The sequence below is a fragment of the Caballeronia sp. LZ019 genome, from assembly GCF_031450825.1.
Taxonomy (GTDB): Bacteria; Pseudomonadota; Gammaproteobacteria; order Burkholderiales; family Burkholderiaceae; genus Caballeronia.
The window spans coordinates 106,678-124,005 of the sequence record NZ_JARTVZ010000005.1; the positions used below are offsets into that span (position 1 = coordinate 106,678).

At 62.9% G+C, this 17,328-nt stretch carries 18 protein-coding genes and 1 tRNA gene; 6 read left to right on the forward strand and 13 right to left on the reverse strand.

Annotation, left to right across the window (positions count from 1 at the left end; all coding sequences use genetic code 11):
• The first annotated feature begins 76 nt into the window (after positions 1–76).
• A complete protein-coding gene (gene fabI / locus P9255_RS13855; protein ID WP_309764591.1) occupies positions 77–868 on the forward strand; it encodes an enoyl-ACP reductase FabI in 792 nt (263 codons plus the stop codon).
• 163 nt (positions 869–1,031) lie between these two features.
• On the opposite strand, the gene P9255_RS13860 is transcribed toward fabI, so the two are convergent.
• Positions 1,032–1,382, reverse strand: a complete 351-nt coding sequence (locus tag P9255_RS13860) for a hypothetical protein (protein WP_309789839.1) — start codon at positions 1,380–1,382, stop codon at positions 1,032–1,034.
• A 235-nt stretch (positions 1,383–1,617) separates the two neighbouring features.
• Complete coding sequence (locus tag P9255_RS13865; RefSeq protein ID WP_309789840.1) at positions 1,618–1,956, reverse strand: hypothetical protein; 339 nt, start codon at positions 1,954–1,956, stop codon at positions 1,618–1,620.
• A 356-nt stretch (positions 1,957–2,312) separates the two neighbouring features.
• On the opposite strand from P9255_RS13865, the gene P9255_RS13870 reads away from it, so the two are divergent.
• Positions 2,313–3,083, forward strand: a complete 771-nt coding sequence (locus tag P9255_RS13870) for a M48 family metalloprotease (protein WP_309764588.1) — start codon at positions 2,313–2,315, stop codon at positions 3,081–3,083.
• A 342-nt stretch (positions 3,084–3,425) separates the two neighbouring features.
• Here P9255_RS13870 and P9255_RS13875 read toward each other — a convergent pair whose 3' ends face one another.
• From P9255_RS13875 to cysS, 9 genes are all read right to left on the reverse strand, one after another.
• Complete coding sequence (locus P9255_RS13875) at positions 3,426–3,755, reverse strand: hypothetical protein (RefSeq protein ID WP_309789841.1); 330 nt, start codon at positions 3,753–3,755, stop codon at positions 3,426–3,428.
• Entirely contained in the window at positions 3,752–4,351 is a 600-nt protein-coding gene (locus P9255_RS13880) for a type VI secretion system amidase effector protein Tae4 (RefSeq protein ID WP_309789842.1), read from the reverse strand. Before P9255_RS13880 ends, P9255_RS13875 begins: the two co-directional genes overlap by 4 nt.
• A 3-nt stretch (positions 4,352–4,354) precedes the next feature.
• On the reverse strand, positions 4,355–4,912 hold the full coding sequence (locus P9255_RS13885; RefSeq protein WP_309789843.1) for a PAAR domain-containing protein: 558 nt from the start codon (positions 4,910–4,912) through the stop codon (positions 4,355–4,357).
• A 366-nt stretch (positions 4,913–5,278) separates the two neighbouring features.
• Positions 5,279–5,371 (reverse strand) — tRNA-Ser (locus tag P9255_RS13890).
• A gap of 158 nt (positions 5,372–5,529) precedes the next feature.
• Positions 5,530–6,780: an aspartate kinase gene (locus P9255_RS13895; RefSeq protein ID WP_309764574.1), complete on the reverse strand. Its 1,251-nt coding sequence runs from the start codon at positions 6,778–6,780 to the stop codon at positions 5,530–5,532.
• A gap of 323 nt (positions 6,781–7,103) precedes the next feature.
• On the reverse strand, positions 7,104–8,540 hold the full coding sequence (tilS, locus tag P9255_RS13900) for a tRNA lysidine(34) synthetase TilS (RefSeq protein ID WP_309789844.1): 1,437 nt from the start codon (positions 8,538–8,540) through the stop codon (positions 7,104–7,106).
• A 28-nt stretch (positions 8,541–8,568) separates the two neighbouring features.
• Entirely contained in the window at positions 8,569–9,540 is a 972-nt protein-coding gene (locus tag P9255_RS13905) for an acetyl-CoA carboxylase carboxyltransferase subunit alpha (RefSeq protein WP_309764572.1), read from the reverse strand.
• 126 nt (positions 9,541–9,666) lie between these two features.
• Positions 9,667–10,707, reverse strand: a complete 1,041-nt coding sequence (locus tag P9255_RS13910; RefSeq protein WP_309789845.1) for a DNA-3-methyladenine glycosylase — start codon at positions 10,705–10,707, stop codon at positions 9,667–9,669.
• Between the two features lie 47 nt (positions 10,708–10,754).
• Positions 10,755–12,152 carry a cysteine--tRNA ligase gene (gene cysS / locus P9255_RS13915; protein ID WP_309789846.1) on the reverse strand — a complete coding sequence of 466 codons (1,398 nt, stop codon included), beginning with the start codon at positions 12,150–12,152 and terminating at the stop codon, positions 10,755–10,757.
• A gap of 422 nt (positions 12,153–12,574) precedes the next feature.
• On the opposite strand from cysS, the gene P9255_RS13920 reads away from it, so the two are divergent.
• The 4 genes from P9255_RS13920 to P9255_RS13935 all read left to right on the forward strand — a co-directional run bounded on the left by P9255_RS13920 (position 12,575) and on the right by P9255_RS13935 (position 15,436).
• Positions 12,575–13,366, forward strand: a complete 792-nt coding sequence (locus P9255_RS13920; RefSeq protein ID WP_309789847.1) for a tetratricopeptide repeat protein — start codon at positions 12,575–12,577, stop codon at positions 13,364–13,366.
• 101 nt (positions 13,367–13,467) lie between these two features.
• Positions 13,468–14,055, forward strand: a complete 588-nt coding sequence (locus P9255_RS13925) for a peptidylprolyl isomerase (protein WP_309764568.1) — start codon at positions 13,468–13,470, stop codon at positions 14,053–14,055.
• A gap of 68 nt (positions 14,056–14,123) precedes the next feature.
• On the forward strand, positions 14,124–14,615 hold the full coding sequence (locus P9255_RS13930; RefSeq protein ID WP_309764567.1) for a peptidylprolyl isomerase: 492 nt from the start codon (positions 14,124–14,126) through the stop codon (positions 14,613–14,615).
• 11 nt (positions 14,616–14,626) lie between these two features.
• A complete protein-coding gene (locus tag P9255_RS13935; protein WP_309789848.1) occupies positions 14,627–15,436 on the forward strand; it encodes a UDP-2,3-diacylglucosamine diphosphatase in 810 nt (269 codons plus the stop codon).
• Here P9255_RS13935 and cysE read toward each other — a convergent pair.
• Both cysE and P9255_RS13945 read right to left on the reverse strand, forming a co-directional pair.
• Positions 15,431–16,216: a serine O-acetyltransferase gene (gene cysE, locus P9255_RS13940; RefSeq protein WP_309764565.1), complete on the reverse strand. Its 786-nt coding sequence runs from the start codon at positions 16,214–16,216 to the stop codon at positions 15,431–15,433. The genes P9255_RS13935 and cysE overlap by 6 nt on opposite strands.
• Positions 16,217–16,389: 173 nt before the next feature.
• On the reverse strand, positions 16,390–17,169 hold the full coding sequence (locus tag P9255_RS13945) for an RNA methyltransferase (RefSeq protein ID WP_404980433.1): 780 nt from the start codon (positions 17,167–17,169) through the stop codon (positions 16,390–16,392).
• Positions 17,170–17,328: the final 159 nt, after the last annotated feature.

Consider the following 17,328-nt stretch of genomic DNA (forward strand, 5'->3'; position numbering starts at 1 on the left):
CGCGAAGCGCGCACCCCGCAACCGCAATCGAGCCGCCCCGCGCGCCTCGCGTGACATTGACATTCAAGGAGCATTCATGGGCTTTCTCGCTGGAAAACGAATTCTGCTGACCGGCTTGCTGTCGAACCGCTCGATCGCTTATGGCATCGCGGAAGCCTGCAAGCGCGAAGGCGCGGAACTGGCGTTCACGTATGTCGGCGAGCGCTTCAAGGACCGCATCACCGAATTCGCGACGGAGTTCGGCAGCGACATGATCTATCCGTGCGACGTCGGCAGCGACGAGGAAATCGACGCCCTCTTCGCGTCGCTCAAGGAACGCTGGGGCACGCTCGACGGTCTCGTGCATTCCATCGGCTTCGCACCGCGCGAGGCTATCGCAGGCGATTTCCTCGACGGCATGACGCGCGAGAACTTCCGCATCGCGCATGACATCTCCGCTTACAGCTTTCCGGCGCTCGCCAAAGCGGCGCAATCGATGCTGTCGGACAGCGCGTCCCTGCTCACGCTGAGCTACCTCGGTGCGGAACGCGCGATCCCGAACTACAACACGATGGGTCTCGCGAAGGCATCGCTCGAGGCGAGCGTGCGTTATCTCGCGGTATCGCTCGGCAACAAGGGCGTGCGCGTGAACGGCATTTCGGCCGGCCCGATCAAGACGCTCGCGGCGAGCGGCATCAAGGGCTTCGGCAAGATTCTCGATTTCGTCGAAGACAACGCGCCGCTCAAGCGCAACGTGACGATCGAGCAAGTCGGCAATGTGGCGGCGTTCCTGTTGTCGGATCTGGCGGGCGGCGTGAGCGCGGAGATCGTTCACGTCGATTCGGGCTTCCACGCGGTCGTGGGTGGAATGGCGGGCATCGGCGAGTAAGCCCTGGCGCGTTCCCGCAGCGACAAGCAAAAAAGGGCTGCTTTCCTGAGGGAAGCGGCCCTTTTGCCGTTCTGGCGCGCCGATATCAAATCATCGTGGCGGATGCAGGGGCCGCGATTCGCGCGAAATGCATTCGTTGAGCAGCGACGCGGCGCGCGGGCACTCAGTGGTGACCGTGACCGTGTCCGTTGCCATGTCCGTTGCCGTGACCGTGGCCGTGTTTGTCGTGCCCCTTCCCGTGGCCGTGATGCCGCTCCCAGTCACCGCGGCTCCAGTAGCGCCGGCCGTCCCAGTACCGGTCGTCATGCCAGCCGATGATCACCGGCGGCGCAGCCTGATAGACGACTGGCGGTGGCGGCGGCGCATAGACGGGCGCCGGCGTGACATATACCGGCGCGGGCGTGCCGATATTGACGCCCACATGGACATCCGCCGCGTGAGCGGTGTTAATCGCAGCGCAAGCGACGATGCTCAGCGCGGCTGTAGGAATACGCCCCGTAAGTTTGGCTTTCATGGCGTCGAACCTCTTTATTGGAATGTTGGCGTGCAGGAAATATAACGAAAGGCTTTCTGGCGGATATTTCAGCTTTGTAAGTTCCTGCGCATTCTGACGTAACGTCAGAGGAAAGCTTACTTTTTGTTACATTCTGTCGCCAACCGCCAACGGTGGACACTCCGCCGTTCCGTCGCACGGCAAGAAAAAACCACCCGCGCGGGTGGTTTTTTTGGGGGCAATGCGAGACGGTTACTCAATGCCAGCCGTGTCGCCCATGATTTTCGTGCCCATATGCGTGACCGCGACCGTTATGGCGATACCAGTCGTCGCGGTCCCAGTAGCGGCGGCCGTCATAGTATCGATCCCCGTGCCAGCCGATCACGATAGCCGGTTGCGCGTACACCGGCACGGGCGGCGGCGCATACACGACGGGCGGCGGAGGCGGCGCGTAGACGGGGGCCGGAGCGACGTACACAGGCGCCGGAATCCCGATGTTGACGCCCACGGAAACGCCCGCCATCGCCGCACCGGACAGCGTCAAACCGCCGATGACGAGCGCGTAGGCCACGGAGGCCTTCGATACCTTGTTCATGTGAAGCCCTACCTCGATGCGTTGTTTGTTGTATGACCGGACTATATCGAGAAACGGTGCGACGAGTGTTCGACTTGGTAACGTCCCATTACTGAAGCTAACGCTTGCGAAAATGTAAGATGCGCGACGGGCGCCCGGCTTTCGTCGACCGCTGCGCTCCTGCCGCTATCGCCTGTCCGTGACCGGTTTCGCTTTTCGCGCGCGACTGATTCACGTTCGCCGCTGGCCTTGCATCGCTCTTTGTCAGCAAAATCGGAATTGTCGGATAGCTTACGGCACGACTCCCATTGAGCATTGCGCCCGTCCGCGATGTTTGCGGATAGACAACCACAACAGCTCATAAACATAGGCAGACCATGAAAATTACCCGCCTGGCATTGGCCGCGACCGCAGTTGCATCCGCCATCTTCACGCTCGCCTCGTGCGGCAGCGTTGCCAATCTGAATCCCGATACGCTCCTTCAGTCGGGCCAACTGGCCACCCAGGCGCTCACGCTCAGCGACAGCGACGTGCGCGGTCTCTCCGACAAGTCCTGCCAGCAAATGGACGCGGAGAACAAGATTGCGCCGGCGTCGAGCCAGTACACGCAGCGCCTGAACCGCATCTCGAAGCAACTGGGCGACAACATCAATGGCGTCCCGGTCAACTACAAGGTGTACATGACGAAGGATGTCAACGCGTGGGCGATGGCCAACGGCTGCGTGCGCGTCTACAGTGGCCTGATGGACATGATGAACGACGACGAAGTGCGCGGCGTCGTGGGTCACGAGATGGGCCACGTGGCGCTCGGTCACACGAAGAAGGCGATGCAGGTCGCCTACGCGACGTCGGCGGCGCGCTCGGTGGCGTCGGCGGCGGGCGGCGCGGTCGCGAGCCTCTCGGCTTCGCAACTCGGCGATCTGTCGGAGAAGTTCGTCAACGCGCAGTTCTCGCAGTCGCAGGAAAGCGCCGCGGACGACTACTCGTTCGACCAGCAGAAGAAGAAGGGCTACAGCCCGGCCGGCCTCGTGACGGCATTCCAGAAGCTGGCGGCGCTCGACGGCGGCAAGTCGAGCATGTTGAGCTCGCACCCGTCGTCGCCTTCGCGTGCGAAGCACATCGAAGAGCGCATCGCTTCGAGCAAGTAATTTGAGGTCAACCGGCGGCAGTGTTGCCGCCGGTGTTTTACGGCGCGGGCATCGAGGCCGCGCCGCAACGCCTCGGCGATCAGAAGAAGTTATGCACGCCGACGGTCAGGCTGTCATTGCGACGGCAGCGCAACTATTCGCAACGGGCCAGCGTTTATTAGTCGTGCCTATTAACGTGGACGGCCGGCGAGGCCCCTCGCGACTTCAACGAACACTTCGGCGACGCAACGGGCTCATGCCACGTTACCGAGACGAGTCGGTCATGACTTTGCAAAGCAGAAGCCCCGCAAGGCGCAAACCTTGCGGGGCTTTTCTTCGGGCTGCCGGCTCGGCGCTTCCTAGTCAACGCCATACTGCGGCGTAGTAGATCACATAGAAACCGACGGTACCCAAAGCAAGTAATAGCGCCGTTCCTGCTCGCAACAAAGTTTCGTCACGTCGTTTGAATCCTACAATCGCCCAAACGACAGTCGGGACAAAAACGTAGGCCAAGATAAAGACATAGCCGACTGCCGACACGTCGCAATGCTCAATGTCCCAGCATTCATGCCAGCGCGTGCTGAACAGCGGCCACGACAATCGCCGTGACAATCGACTGATCCACACCGCCGATTGCCACGAAAGCGCGGCACCGATACACAGGTAAGCGAGCGACCAAGCGACGCGCTTCACTTGATCTCCCAAAACAAGATCTGCTTCGACTTGCCTAAGTCCGAGTACCAAGCCGATGATATGCCTAGTGTGAAGCGCATGAAGGTATTGATGCCCCCTTCAAAGCTTGGTGAAGTCAGTTTTCTCCCGTTCCATAAATCGATATGGCCACCGGACGCATTCTCCGCACGCTCTCCATCGCGTGTCCAGTAGCGCGAGAATTCGATGATGCCAGTGCGGCCTCTTACTTTCGCCTCCCAATCGGCTCCAGTAACGTCTTCAGCTTTCGGTAGTCCTGCAAAAGGTTGACTCTTAAGCCATTGACCCATTTCATCAGCGCGCGTCGCCGTTGCCTTTCCGTCTAGCAAAATCCGTCCGATCTTGTCCCCGTTCATTGGGCGAATAATTTTTTGCGAGAATGATTTCATTCCGATCCCGACACGATGAAGCGTGACGCTCAAGCGTATAGCGCACTGGTTATCGTACGCCGGGTTATCGTATGGGTTGCCGTTCGGATAGTTGTCCCACAGTTCTTGGAAAGTCACGGCTCTTAGCTGTACAACCCCAAACGAGTTCGGCGTCGAGTTGGTGCGTACCACGGTTGGTTTATTCGGCATTGCTCAGTCCTCGTTCACTATCGCAAGCGCTTCGTCACCCCAATGTATGATGTAATCCTCAGCGCGCTCTCCGGTCGACATGCGCGGCAATTGGCCATCAGCTCCAATGCGCCCATTAAACGTGCGACCATCTGCCATTTCTATGGCAAAAGGATAGCCATCGAACGAATCAACAAGGGCGAGCTGCACCTGTTCGTCGAATCGGACGGCCGTTGTGTCGGCCGCTGAGTTGGGTGTTGCGAATGCTGAAACGCCGGATCCATCGGCGTGGTCCTCGTGACGCGCGATTCTCTGCGTCTTAGCAACTATTCGCGGTTTCGTCGGACACTGGCAATTCAGCACGTCGCCGTCAAGGGCGATCTCTCGGCCACAGTTCGTATTCCGATGCAGCCCGCCTGATTTGGATATCAAGCCGAAGGTCTTGCAGACGTTGCAAAACGCTTTGCCTCCTATGAAGGCGACCGGATTTCCCATGATGGTGGACGGCGCGGCAGAGGTTAGCGGCTCTATGTAGCCGCCGGTTTCCGGCTCATCTCCGACGCAAAGAACATGGCGCAGCATGTGGTCAACTCTAGAGAAGTCGTTATTGTTGGTCTACTGAACGCACGGGTATCACGCAGACGCCGCGAAGAATAGCCGCCCCTCACAACAACGCACTCACCGCCCGAGAAAATCGACAAACTTTGACGCCATCGTAGATTTTGTTTGCGGGGTCCCATCGTGTTCTGAGCAATCCGGCGCGTGGTTGCGCCGGAACAGGCTTGGCGGCCTGTAACCGTATTGAGCCCGCGACGCTCGCGCAATGCGAGCGAAGCGATAGAACCCCGAGCCCAGCCGATAACCGGCGTTCCCTGATGGGCTGATTGATGGGCCGAAAAAGCGAAAACCCCGTAAGTCGTTAAACTTACGGGGTTTTCTTCCTACTACTGGCGGAGACGGAGGGATTCGAACCCTCGATCCAGTTTTTAGCCAGATGCTCCCTTAGCAGGGGAGTGCCTTCGACCTCTCGGCCACGTCTCCCAAACTTTTCGTCGCACCGGGAGTGCAGTGCAACGAGATCGAGATAATAGCGTGTTCCCCGGCAGTGGTCAAATTCGCATGACGATTTTTTCCAATCGACCGAATTCGAATGTTCCGCCGCCAGATATCGCAATAAACGCAGCGAACCCCTGCGCTTCTTACGCGCGATCCAGCTCGAACGCCTTGTGCAGCGCGCGCACCGCCAGTTCGGTGTATTTCTCGTCGATCAACACGGAGATCTTGATTTCCGACGTCGAGATCATCTGGATGTTGATGCCCTCCTCCGACAGCGTGCGGAACATCGTGCTCGCGATGCCCACGTGCGAGCGCATGCCGACGCCCACCACCGACACCTTCGACACCTTGGGATCGCCCAGCACCGTCTCGGCTTGAACGTGGCCTTTCACCTGGCCGTTCAGGATTTCGAGTGCGCGCTGATAGTCGCCGCGGCCGACGGTGAACGTGAAGTCGGTCTTGCCGTTCACGCTCTGGTTCTGGATGATCATGTCGATGTCGATGTTCGCATCGGCGACCGGCCCGAGAATCTGATACGCGACGCCCGGCTTGTCGGGCACGCCCATCACCGCGATGCGCGCTTCGTCGCGCTGGAACGCGATGCCAGAAATCACTGCTTTTTCCATGTTCTCGTCTTCTTCAAAAGTAATCAGGGTGCCCGAGTGCATCTCTTCGTCGAGCGCCATCAGCGGGTCAGTCAGGCTGGAGAGCACGCGCGTCTTCACCTGATACTTGCCGGCGAACTCCACCGAGCGGATCTGCAGGACCTTCGAGCCGAGACTCGCCATCTCGAGCATCTCTTCGAACGTCACGCGATCGAGCCGGCGCGCATCGTCGACGACGCGCGGATCGGTCGTATAGACGCCGTCGACGTCCGTGTAGATCAGGCATTCGTCGGCCTTCAGCGCCGCCGCGATCGCGACCGCCGACGTGTCCGAGCCGCCTCGTCCGAGCGTGGCGATGTGGCCTTCCGGATCGACGCCCTGAAAGCCCGTGATGACCACGACCTTGCCCGCGTTCAGATCGTTGAGCACGCGCTCGCCGTCGATCTCGCTGATGCGCGCCTTCGTGAACGCGCTGTCCGTCTTGATCGGCACTTGCCAGCCGGCATAACTCACGGCGTCGAGACCTTCGGCGTGCAGCGCGATGGCCAGAAGCCCCACGCTGACCTGCTCGCCCGTGGAGGCAATCATGTCGAGTTCGCGCGGGTCCGGGTTCGCCGTGATGTCTTTCGCGAGACCGAGCAAGCGATTCGTTTCGCCGGACATCGCCGACGGCACGACGACCATCTTGTGGCCAGCCTTGTGCCATTTCGCGACGCGCTTGGCGACGTTCTTGATGCGCTCGACCGAGCCCATCGAAGTGCCGCCGTATTTGTGTACGATGAGTGCCATTGTCGTCTTGAACAGAAGGGAAACACGCGCTGACGCGCTCAATGCAAGTGCTGTGCGTTGCTCGACCGCTTCGGGGATGGATGAAGCCAGCAACGATACGCGGGATGCCGCCGCATGCCCGCCTTGCGGTCAGTACTCACGCAAGTGTGCTCAAGAGGTGCGTCAAGGGCGCGCGTCTGCAGGCGAAATTCGCGTCTTTTGAACGGAGATGCTGCGCAAAGCGCGTGGCGGGCAAGCGAGCTACGGTACCTGATCGAGGCCGAAATTTCAAGATTGCACGCTTGGCGGAACCATTCTACCGGCTCGCGTGCAACGCCGCCGCATCAGGCGAGCAGCAGATCCGGCCGCCACACGATGCGGCGTAACGGCGCGTTCGCGCTTTCGGATGCGATATCCGGCGCGACTTCGCGGTTCACGCCGATGAACGGCACAAACAGCAGCGCATCGCGGATGAAGAGCAAGGGCACGTCGCGTTTCCATGCGGGAACGCCGCGCTCCTGGAACAGGTTCTTGAGCGTGCGGCTCGGCGCATCCGCCGCGAGGCGCATGCGCTCGCCGCCGCCACGCGACCGCGCGACGAGCGGCGCGGCGCGCAGCAAGCCTTCCGCGATCACATCGGGGCCGGGCGCATCGACGGGTTCGAACACGAACGAACCGCGCCACTGCGGCAAGCGCCAGACTTCATCGCCCTGCCAGCGCAATTCGCTCGGTGCACGGGCGATGGCCGCGCCCTGGTCGAGATCGGGCGCATCGGCGCTGTCGCCCTGCTCCCAGAACAACGCATTGCGATACACCCGCAAGCACTGCCCCGCGTGATCGACGCGCAGCGCGTGACCGTCGCGCGCGCTCGCCGCGTGACGAAGCTGACGCAGGATATCCGCTGTGCGCGCCGTCGATGCCGCCTGCAAGCCGCACGCGCGCATCCAGTAGCGCAGGAGGTTGATGGCGCGTTCGTCGTCGAGTGCGAGAAGCGCATCGAGCGCGAGCGCACCGTCCTCGCCGCTGCGCGCCGTATCCATGTCGATGCGCGCGAGCTCGTCGAGCAGCCGCTGCGCCGAAGCCGCATGCGACGCCGTGCGCGCAAGGGCATCGCGAAAGCCCGGGAAATGCACGGCGAGCACCGGCAGCACGTCATGGCGCAGCGCATTGCGTGCGTAGCGCGTGTCGGCGTTGGACTCGTCGTCGATCCACGTCAGATCACGCTCGTGCGCGTATTGCTCGAGCTGCGCGCGCAACAGCCGCAACAGCGGACGCAGACGCGGCGTCGCGCCATCGAGGCGCTGCGGGGCCATCGCCGCGAGGCCCGCGACGCCCGCGCCCCGCAGCAATTGCAGCAACACGGTCTCGGCCTGATCGTCGGCATGATGCGCGATCAGGAGCGCCGACGCCCCCGCTTCATCGCACATGTCGTCGAGCGCGCGATACCGTGCATCGCGCGCGGCGGCCTCGAGGCTTTCGCCGCCCGAACGCATCACCTCCACGTGCCGCGACGCATGGCGCACATCCAGCGATACCGCGAACGCGGCGCAATGCGCGGCCCAGGCATCGGCGTTCGGGCTCAGGCCGTGATGAACGTGCAGCGCAACGACGCGCGCCGCGCCGAAACAGCGCACGGCGGCATCGAGCAAAACGGTGGAATCGAGGCCGCCGCTGAGTGCGACGGCAAGCCGCGCATCGGATGGCAGCGCGGAGGCCGACACCGAAGCGCGCACCGCCTCGAGAACGAGGCGGCCGGCCGGGGTGTCGGTGTCGGAAATCACGAGGGATCGTGAAGAGAGGAAAGCCCGCTCATGCGCCGGGCAGCGTTTCCTTGAACTTGCCGTAGGCCATCAGCTTGTCGAAGCGGCGATCGCGCAATTCCTGCACGCTCAGACCCTGGAACTGACGCAGCGAGTCGGCGAGCGCACGGCGCAGCATCGCGGCCATGCCCTTCGGATCGCGATGCGCGCCGCCGAGCGGTTCGTTCACGATCTTGTCGATCAGCCCGAGCGCCTTCAGGCGATGAGCGGTCAGGCCGAGCGCTTCGGCCGCTTCCGGCGCCTTCGCCGCACTCTTCCACAGAATGGACGCGCAGCCTTCCGGCGAGATCACGGAGTACGTGGAGAACTGCAGCATCATCACGGAATCGGCGACGGCGATCGCCAGCGCGCCGCCCGAACCGCCCTCGCCGATGATCGTCGTGATGATCGGCGTCTTGAGTTCCGCCATCACGTACAGATTGCGCCCGATGGCTTCCGACTGACCGCGCTCTTCCGCGCCGATGCCCGGATACGCGCCAGGCGTATCGACGAACGTGAAGATAGGCATGCCGAACTTTTCGGCGAGACGCATGAGCCGCTCGGCCTTGCGATAGCCTTCGGGGCGCGGCATGCCGAAGTTGCGCAGCGCGCGCTCTTTCGTGTCGCGGCCCTTCTGATGGCCGATCACCATGCACGGCTGGCCGTTGAATCGCGCGAAGCCGCCGACGATCGCGAGGTCATCGGCGAAGGCGCGGTCTCCATGCAGTTCGTGAAAGTCGGTGAACAGCTCGTTCACGTAGTCGAGCGTGTACGGACGCTGCGGGTGACGTGCGATTTGCGAAACCTGCCACGGCGACAGGTTTGCGTAGAGATCCTTCGTGAGCTGCTGGCTCTTCTTCGACAGCCGCTCGATTTCTTCCGAGATGTCGACAGCGGAATCGTCCTGAACGAAGCGGAGTTCTTCGATCTTCGCTTCGAGTTCAGCGATCGGCTGCTCGAAATCCAGAAACGTGGTCTTCATGTGTTCGAGTCCTAGAACAACGGGCGGGGCGCAGGGGCGTCTATTCTAACCGCGTCCGTCCCTGATAAATACGCGCGGAAGCTATCGATTATAAATCAACGATAGCTCGGCAATTGTTGTGTGAAATCAGTGGTCTGCGGGAATCGGGTTGAGACTGCGCCACATGTACCAGGTCGCGACCGTGCGCCACGGCTCCCAGTTCGCCGCGACTTCGCGTGCCTCGCTGCGCGTGACCGGTTCGCCGCTGAAGTAATTCACGCTGATCGCCTGGATCAGGCCGAGGTCGTCGAGCGGCAGGACATTCGGGCGCGACAGATTGAAGATGAGGAACATCTCCGCCGTCCATCGGCCGATGCCGCGAATCTGCGTGAGTTCGGCGATGACGGCTTCGTCGTCCATCGACGCCCACGTATCGACATGCAGCGCACCCGATACGAAATGCTGCGCGAGATCCAGTATGTACTCGGTCTTGCGTTTCGACAGGCCGCACGCCTGCAGCTTCTCGGGCCCCAGCTTGATGAACTGCGCAGGCACGACTTCGGGGCACGCGGTTTTCACGCGTTCCCAGATGGCTTGCGCGGCTTTCACCGATATCTGCTGACCGGCGACCGACCGTGCGAGCGTCGAGAACGGATCGCCGAGATTGACGAGATGGATCTCGCCGAACTTCGGAATCAGCTTCTTGAGGATACGGTCGCGCTTCATCAGGTCGGCGCACGCCTTGTCCCAATAGTCAGGACGCGTGGCTTCGCGTGTGAAACCGCCGACTTGCGCGGACACCTCGGCATCCGCCGTGACGACACGCGACTTGCGCACGACTTCGCCGTGCTCCTTGTCGGCGACGAGCGTCTGCGCATGGGCGGCATCGCCCGCGACGGCGCGGCCGTTGCCCTTCGCCGGCAGCATCTCGGCTTCCACGGTGCGCGCCTTCGACGCACGCGCGCCGATGTCCTCGCCGTTGCCGCGTCGCGCGCTGCTTACGCCGTCGCCTGCGGAACGCGTCGAGATCGCGCGTTTGGCCGCGCTCTTGCGGGCCGTCGCCGTCGTTGCACCATTGCTCCTTTGCGTCGTCGATTCCGATTGCGCAGCGCGCGCGCGCTTCGTTGCGGGCGACGCGGCGCTTCCTGGCGCGGGTCGCTTGACCGGCGTCTTCCTGGCCGTTGCCATCTTGCCTCCTGCCTGGCGAGTCGATCAGAGGGTTCGAAGGTTCGCGATCACACGCGGCGCCATTCGGTCGACCCACCCGGTTTGTCTTCAAGCGCAATACCGGCTTCGAGCAATGCGGCGCGAATCCGGTCTGCTTCGGCATAGTTCTTCGCCTGCTTGGCGGCGATGCGCTCGGCGATCTTCGCTTCGATCTCCTGCGGCGACAGTCCGTCCGCTGCATCCGTGCCCGCCGCCTGCTGCAGGAACGCGCGCGGCTCGCGCCCGAGGAACCCGAGCACCTGACCCAGACCCTTCAGCTGACGAGCGAGCGCCGCGTCGTGCGTGCGGTTCACTTCGCTTGCAAGATCGAACAGCACGGATACGGCCACGGGCGTGTTGAAGTCGTCGTTCATCGCAGACTGGAAACGCTGCGCGTTCGCCTCATCCCAGTCAAGTTGCTGATTGTCCGGCTCGACATCTTTCAGCGCGGTATATAGGCGAGTCAATGCGTTCCTTGCATCGTCGATATGCACGTCACTGTAGTTGAGCGGCGAACGATAGTGCGCACGCGCGATGAAGAAGCGCACGACTTCGGCATCAAACTTTGCCAGCACTTCACGGATCGTGAAGAAGTTGCCGAGCGACTTCGACATCTTCTCGCTGTCGATCTGCACGAAGCCGTTGTGCATCCAGTAGTTCACGAAGGTCTTGCCGGTCGCGCCTTCGCTTTGCGCGATCTCGTTCTCGTGATGCGGGAACTGCAGGTCCTGACCGCCGCCGTGAATGTCGAACTGCTCTCCGAGCAAGCTGCAGGCCATCGCCGAACATTCGATGTGCCATCCCGGACGGCCGCGACCCCACTTCGAATCCCAGCCGGAATCGGCGGGCTCGCCTTCCTTCGAATGCTTCCACAACACGAAGTCGAGCGGATCTTCCTTCGCATCGTTCGCGGCGACGCGCTCGCCCGCGCGCAGGTCTTCGAGCGACTTGCCCGACAGCCTGCCGTAGCCCGCGAACTTGCGCACTGCGTAGTTCACGTCGCCGTCCTTCGCGCGATACGCATAGCCGTTGGCCTGCAATGCATCGATCATGCCGAGCATCTGCGGAATGTAATCGGTGGCGCGCGGCTCGAGGTCCGGACGCGCGACGCCGAGTGCATCCGCGTCTTCGTGCATCGCCTGGATGAAGCGCTGCGTGAGCGACTTGATCGACTCGTTGTTCTCGACCGCGCGACGGATGATCTTGTCGTCGACGTCCGTGATGTTCTGCACGAACGTGACCTTGTAGCCGATCGTGCGCAGCCACCGCTGCACGACATCGAACACGACCATCACGCGCGCATGGCCGATATGACAGTAGTCATAGACGGTCATTCCGCAGACGTACATGCGTACCTCGCCGGGGCGAAGCGGCGTGAAGGGTTGCTTGTCACGCGCGAGCGTGTTGTAGATGCGCAGCGAATTCATAGAGGGCAATGCGTGTACCGGAGCACCCGTGCGTTGTCGGCGCAGTGACGTGCTCGATGCTGGCGGGAACGGATGATACGCACACGCGAGCGCGAACACGACGGTCGGTCGACCAGGACGGAGACGGCCACGAGTGGCAAAGAGAGTCCGGCGTCGGCAACGCGCGGCCACGTGTGAAACATGGCGTGCAAGGCGTGCGCGGAACGGGCGGACCTTTTGTTAGAATGGGTCGGAGTATAACACTCGGACTTGAGCCTATGAAATCTCCAAGCGGCCGCACGACAGGCGTTGCCGGTCATGCCGCGAGCCAGGCTGAAGCCCTCGCAGTCCATGGTGTTTCGAGTGGCGCATTGTGCTTCATTCACCCTCCCTCCCCGCTCCATTCCCTGACCCGATTCCAAGTGACTCACGCTCAAGCGCGCATGCCTTCGCAAGTTTCCCGCCTGCCAACCATCGTTCGTGTTCGCCAGCGCCTTCTCGCGACGCTTTCGCTCGCCGTCTTCGGCGTTGCGGCGTGCTGTGTCACGTCAACGGCGGCGTTCGCGCAGGTATCGTCGGCGAAGGCGGACGGCACGCCGGAGATCGATGCGTCCATCGCCAGCAAGGACTGGAACGCCGCGCTCGCGCAGCTCGATGCGCGCATCGCGACGAACCCGCGCGACGTGCAGGCGAAGTTCAAGCGCGCAACCGTGCTGGCGCGGCTGAATCGCGACGACGAGGCCATCGCCGCGTTCACCGAACTCACGCAGGCATACCCGGAGCTGCCCGAGCCTTACAACAATCTCGCCGCCCTCTATGCGAAGAAGGGCCGCTATGAAGATGCGCGCGCCGCGCTCGAAACGGCGGTGAAGGCGAACCCGGGCTATGCGCTCGCCTACGACAACCTCGGCGACCTTTATCTGCGGCTCGCGAGCGAATCGTACAAGCGGGCGCAATCGCTCGGCTCCACGAGCCCGCTTACGCGCCAGCGCATCGCAGGCATCCAGAACATCATCACGCCGCCGCCGAAGAAGCGTGCCGCAAGTGCGGCGTCGAGCGGGGCGTCCGGCGCGCAAGGCGCTTCGGCGCCGCGTGCGGCTTCGGATGAATGGACGCCGACGCAAGGCGAGACGCCGTCGACCATGCCATCGCCCGAAACGTACTCGCCTTTCGGCGGACCGAGCGGCCCGTTGCCGACATCGCCGTATGTCGCGCCGAATCCGCAGCAGCCGTGAGTGGGCGCGCACAGGTTAAGCTATGAGCTTCGCGCGACGCCATTGCACGCAACGCCGTCGCGGTTGACGCTTTGCATTCATCACCCGAGGATCGAACCTTCATGAAATTGCTGATGCTGGCGCTTTCCGGCGCCGCCCTGATCGCGACCGCCCCCGCCTTTGCTCAACCCGGGCAACCCGCGCAGGCCGCGCATCCGAACGTGCTCTTCAAGACTTCGCAAGGCGACATCCGCGTCGAGCTTTATCCCGAGAAGGCGCCGAAAACCGTCGAGAACTTTCTCGCCTACGTGAAGTCCGGACAGTACAGCGGCACGATCTTCCATCGCGTCATTCCGGGCTTCATGATTCAGGGCGGCGGCTATAACACGAGCTTCGCGGAAAAGCCGACCCGCGCGCCGATTCCGCTCGAAAGCCGCAGCGGCCTGAAGAACGCCACCGGCACGATCGCAATGGCGCGCACCAGCAATCCGAACTCGGCCACGGCCCAGTTCTTCATCAATACGGTCGATAATGCGGGCCTCGACTATCCGAACCCCGACGGCAACGGTTACGCCGTGTTCGGCAAGGTCGTCGCGGGCATGGATGTCGTGAAGAAGATCGAAGGCAGCCCGACCACGACGCGCGGCCCGATGGCCGACGTGCCGCAGAAGCCGACCGTGATCGAGTCGGCGACCGTCGTGTCGCAGTAACGCGAATATCCCTGGCGGCGTGCAGTCGCGCGCCGCCCAACTACAACCGAACACACAGGAGAAAACACATGGTCGAACTGCATACGAACCACGGCGTCATCAAGCTGGAACTGAACGCCGAAAAAGCGCCGAAGACGGTCGAGAACTTCCTCAACTACGTGAAGAAGGGCCACTACGACAACACGGTGTTCCATCGCGTGATCGACGGCTTCATGATCCAGGGCGGCGGCTTCGAGCCGGGCATGAACCAGAAGCCGACGGACGCGCCGATCAACAACGAAGCGAACAACGGCCTCACGAACGACAACGGCACGATCGCGATGGCGCGCACCAACGACCCGCACTCGGCGACCGCGCAGTTCTTCATCAACGTGAAGGACAACGACTTCCTGAACCACTCGTCGCCGACGCCGCAGGGCTGGGGCTACACGGTGTTCGGCAAAGTCGTCGAAGGCATGGATGTCGTCGAGAAGATCAAGAAGGTCCGCACCGGCTCGAAGGGCTTCCATCAGGACGTGCCGGTCGATGACGTCGTGATCGAGAAGGCCGTCGTGGTCTGAATCTCCATCGCATGATCGAGTCGAAGTCTTTCGGTCGCGAAACGGAACACGAAGCAGCGGGCGCAGCGCATGACGCGCGCCCGCTGTTTTTCATTTCGGACCTGCATCTGAGCGAGGCGATACCGAACACGGTCGCCGCGTTCGAGCATTTCATCGAGGTGACGGCGAACGAGGCCGACTCCGTCTTCATCCTCGGGGATCTTTTCGAATTCTGGATCGGCGACGACGTGCTCGACCCCGCCGTCACCGACGAACGCGGCCGCTTTGCGCGCCGCATGACGAAGCTGATGCATACGCTGTCCGAGCGCGGCATCGCGCTCTACGTGATGCACGGCAATCGGGACTTTCTGCTGGGCCGGCGCTTCATGAAGGAAGCCGGCGCAATGCCGCTGCCCGATCCGTTCACGATGACCGCGTTCGGCACGCGCATCGTGCTCGCGCACGGCGACGCGCTCTGTACCGACGACACCGGCTACCAGCGGTTTCGCCGTTTCGCGCGCAATCGCGTTGCCCAGCGCCTGTTTCTCGCGCTGCCGCTTCGAACGCGGCTTGCAATCGGTCAACGCATGAGAATGACGAGCGAAGGCGCGCGCACGCACGAGGCATCGGCGAAATACGACGTGACGCGCAACGCGGTCGCGTCGCTATTCACGCAAAGCCGCACGCATACGATGATTCACGGCCACACGCATCGCCCGGCGATGCATCGCGAAGCCGACGGCGTGCGCTGGGTGCTGCCCGACTGGGAACTGGATATCGACGAGCCGCGCGGCGGTTATCTGCGTATCGACGCGAGCGGCATTCGCGTTCTGCCCTTATAGCTGGCGCTCGACGTTGCGCGGTTCGCCGTCCATCGCGGAGCACATGCGCTTGAGGTCGACGAGCGTCGCGCCGTCCACGCCATGCAGCGCTTCCACGCGCGCACCGAGCCGCTCCAGCGCCGCGACGATTTCGTCGGTGCGCTGCGACTGCTTCGACGCGTGATCGATGAGACCGTGAATCGCGAGCGACACCGGATCGTCGGCGTTCGGCGTAATGCCGTAGGCGCAGAAGCCATCGCGCGCGTCGGTCGCGGGCTTCGGCACCGCGGGCATCACGATGCGCGCCGGATTGCCAACCGCGGTGCCGCCCGCCGGCACCGGCTTCACAACGACCGCATTGGAGCCGATCTTGGCGTTTGCGCCGACGGTGAAGCTGCCGAGCACCTTCGCGCCCGCGCCGACGATCACGCCGCGTTCCAGCGTCGGATGCCGTTTGGCCCCGCGCGCCAGCGACGTACCGCCGAGCGTCACGCCCTGGTAGATCGTGCAGTCGTCGCCGATCTCGGCCGTTTCGCCGATCACGACGCCCATGCCGTGATCGATGAACACGCGCCGTCCGAGCGTCGCGCCCGGATGGATTTCGATGCCGGTGAGAAAGCGCCCGATCTGCGACACGAAGCGCCCCGACCAGCGCCAGCCGCGCCGCCAGCACGCGTGCGCGAAGCGGTGCAGCACGATTGCATGCAGGCCCGGATAACACGTGACGACTTCCAGGACGCTGCGTGCGGCAGGATCGCGCTCGCGGATGGCGGCAATGTCTTCGCGGATTCGGTCGAACATGTCGGAGTGTCTGTCGGGGGAAGGGGCGCTGCTGCATCAGGGGCCTGAGCACGATCAGCGCGCATGGGCTTAAGCACGAAAAGCGCAATGCTTATATCGGCATGCCGTTTTCGCCGATTGTAGGGCGAGCGCGCAAAGCGCGCCCGATGCCCCCGATGGCAGCGCGGTCTGCGTCAGTCCTTTCTTGCGCGCAGAAGAATGTGCTTCGCGATGCCGCGCAGGATGTTCACTTCCTCGCGTTCCAGCCCCGAGCGCGCGAAGAGCCGCCGCACGCGCGACATCAGCTTCTTCGGATTGGCGGGATCGAGAAACTCGAGCGCGACGAGCGCTTCTTCGAGATGCGCGTACATGCCTTCGATTTCATCGCTCGACGCGCTCTGCTCCGCCGACGCCACGAGCGACAACGCCGGCGCGGCTTCGTGAAACGCGATGCGCAGTTCGTAGGCAAGCACCTGCACCGCCTGCGCGAGATTCAGCGAGCTGTATGCGGGATTGGCCGGGATGTGCGCAAGCGCGCTGCAACGCTCGACGTCGGCGTTGGAGAGGCCTGTGCGCTCGTTGCCGAACACGAGCGCGATATCGCCGTGCCGCACGGATTCGTGCGCGCGCCGGGCGACGGCGCGCGGCGGCATGTGCGGCGGCCCGTATTCGCGCGTGCGCGCGGTCAGCGCCACGGACCAGCGCACGCCGACGAGCGCTTCCGCGAGCGTATCGACGACATGTGCGGACGCGAGGACATCGTCGGCGCCGCTCGCCATCGCGATCGCTTCGGGCTCGTTCTTGACATCCGCGACGCGCGGCGCGACGAGCACGAGGCGCGAGAAGCCCATCGTCTTCAGCGCGCGCGCCGCTGCGCCCACATTGCCCGGATGACTCGGCTCGACGAGGATGAACCGCGTGGACGTGAAGCCGCCGGCGGGAAGAGAAAGTTCGTTGGATTCCAAGGGGCGGATTCTGCTTGAAGGTTGCGAGAAAACTGAAGCGGGGAATCGGCTATCTTATCCCGAAGCACGCCGGCCGCTCCCGCCAATCGGAAACATCCGGCTTCGGGTAAAATGACGAGTTCGCGCCGTGACCGCCTTCCGGTCCGCGAGCGCCCCGCTCTTATTCAA

Coding starts and splice junctions, on each gene's coding strand:
- P9255_RS13905 (WP_309764572.1), bottom strand. CDS start 9,540: ATGAAGACCACGTTTCTGGATTTCGAGCAGCCGATCGCTGAACTCGAA.
- P9255_RS13930 (WP_309764567.1), top strand. CDS start 14,124: ATGGTCGAACTGCATACGAACCACGGCGTCATCAAGCTGGAACTGAAC.
- P9255_RS13880 (WP_309789842.1), bottom strand. CDS start 4,351: ATGCCGAATAAACCAACCGTGGTACGCACCAACTCGACGCCGAACTCG.
- P9255_RS13920 (WP_309789847.1), top strand. CDS start 12,575: ATGCCTTCGCAAGTTTCCCGCCTGCCAACCATCGTTCGTGTTCGCCAG.
- P9255_RS13935 (WP_309789848.1), top strand. CDS start 14,627: ATGATCGAGTCGAAGTCTTTCGGTCGCGAAACGGAACACGAAGCAGCG.
- P9255_RS13885 (WP_309789843.1), bottom strand. CDS start 4,912: ATGCTGCGCCATGTTCTTTGCGTCGGAGATGAGCCGGAAACCGGCGGC.
- P9255_RS13925 (WP_309764568.1), top strand. CDS start 13,468: ATGAAATTGCTGATGCTGGCGCTTTCCGGCGCCGCCCTGATCGCGACC.
- cysS (WP_309789846.1), bottom strand. CDS start 12,152: ATGAATTCGCTGCGCATCTACAACACGCTCGCGCGTGACAAGCAACCC.
- P9255_RS13860 (WP_309789839.1), bottom strand. CDS start 1,382: ATGAAAGCCAAACTTACGGGGCGTATTCCTACAGCCGCGCTGAGCATC.
- cysE (WP_309764565.1), bottom strand. CDS start 16,216: ATGTTCGACCGAATCCGCGAAGACATTGCCGCCATCCGCGAGCGCGAT.
- P9255_RS13895 (WP_309764574.1), bottom strand. CDS start 6,780: ATGGCACTCATCGTACACAAATACGGCGGCACTTCGATGGGCTCGGTC.
- P9255_RS13870 (WP_309764588.1), top strand. CDS start 2,313: ATGAAAATTACCCGCCTGGCATTGGCCGCGACCGCAGTTGCATCCGCC.
- fabI (WP_309764591.1), top strand. CDS start 77: ATGGGCTTTCTCGCTGGAAAACGAATTCTGCTGACCGGCTTGCTGTCG.
- P9255_RS13910 (WP_309789845.1), bottom strand. CDS start 10,707: ATGGCAACGGCCAGGAAGACGCCGGTCAAGCGACCCGCGCCAGGAAGC.
- P9255_RS13865 (WP_309789840.1), bottom strand. CDS start 1,956: ATGAACAAGGTATCGAAGGCCTCCGTGGCCTACGCGCTCGTCATCGGC.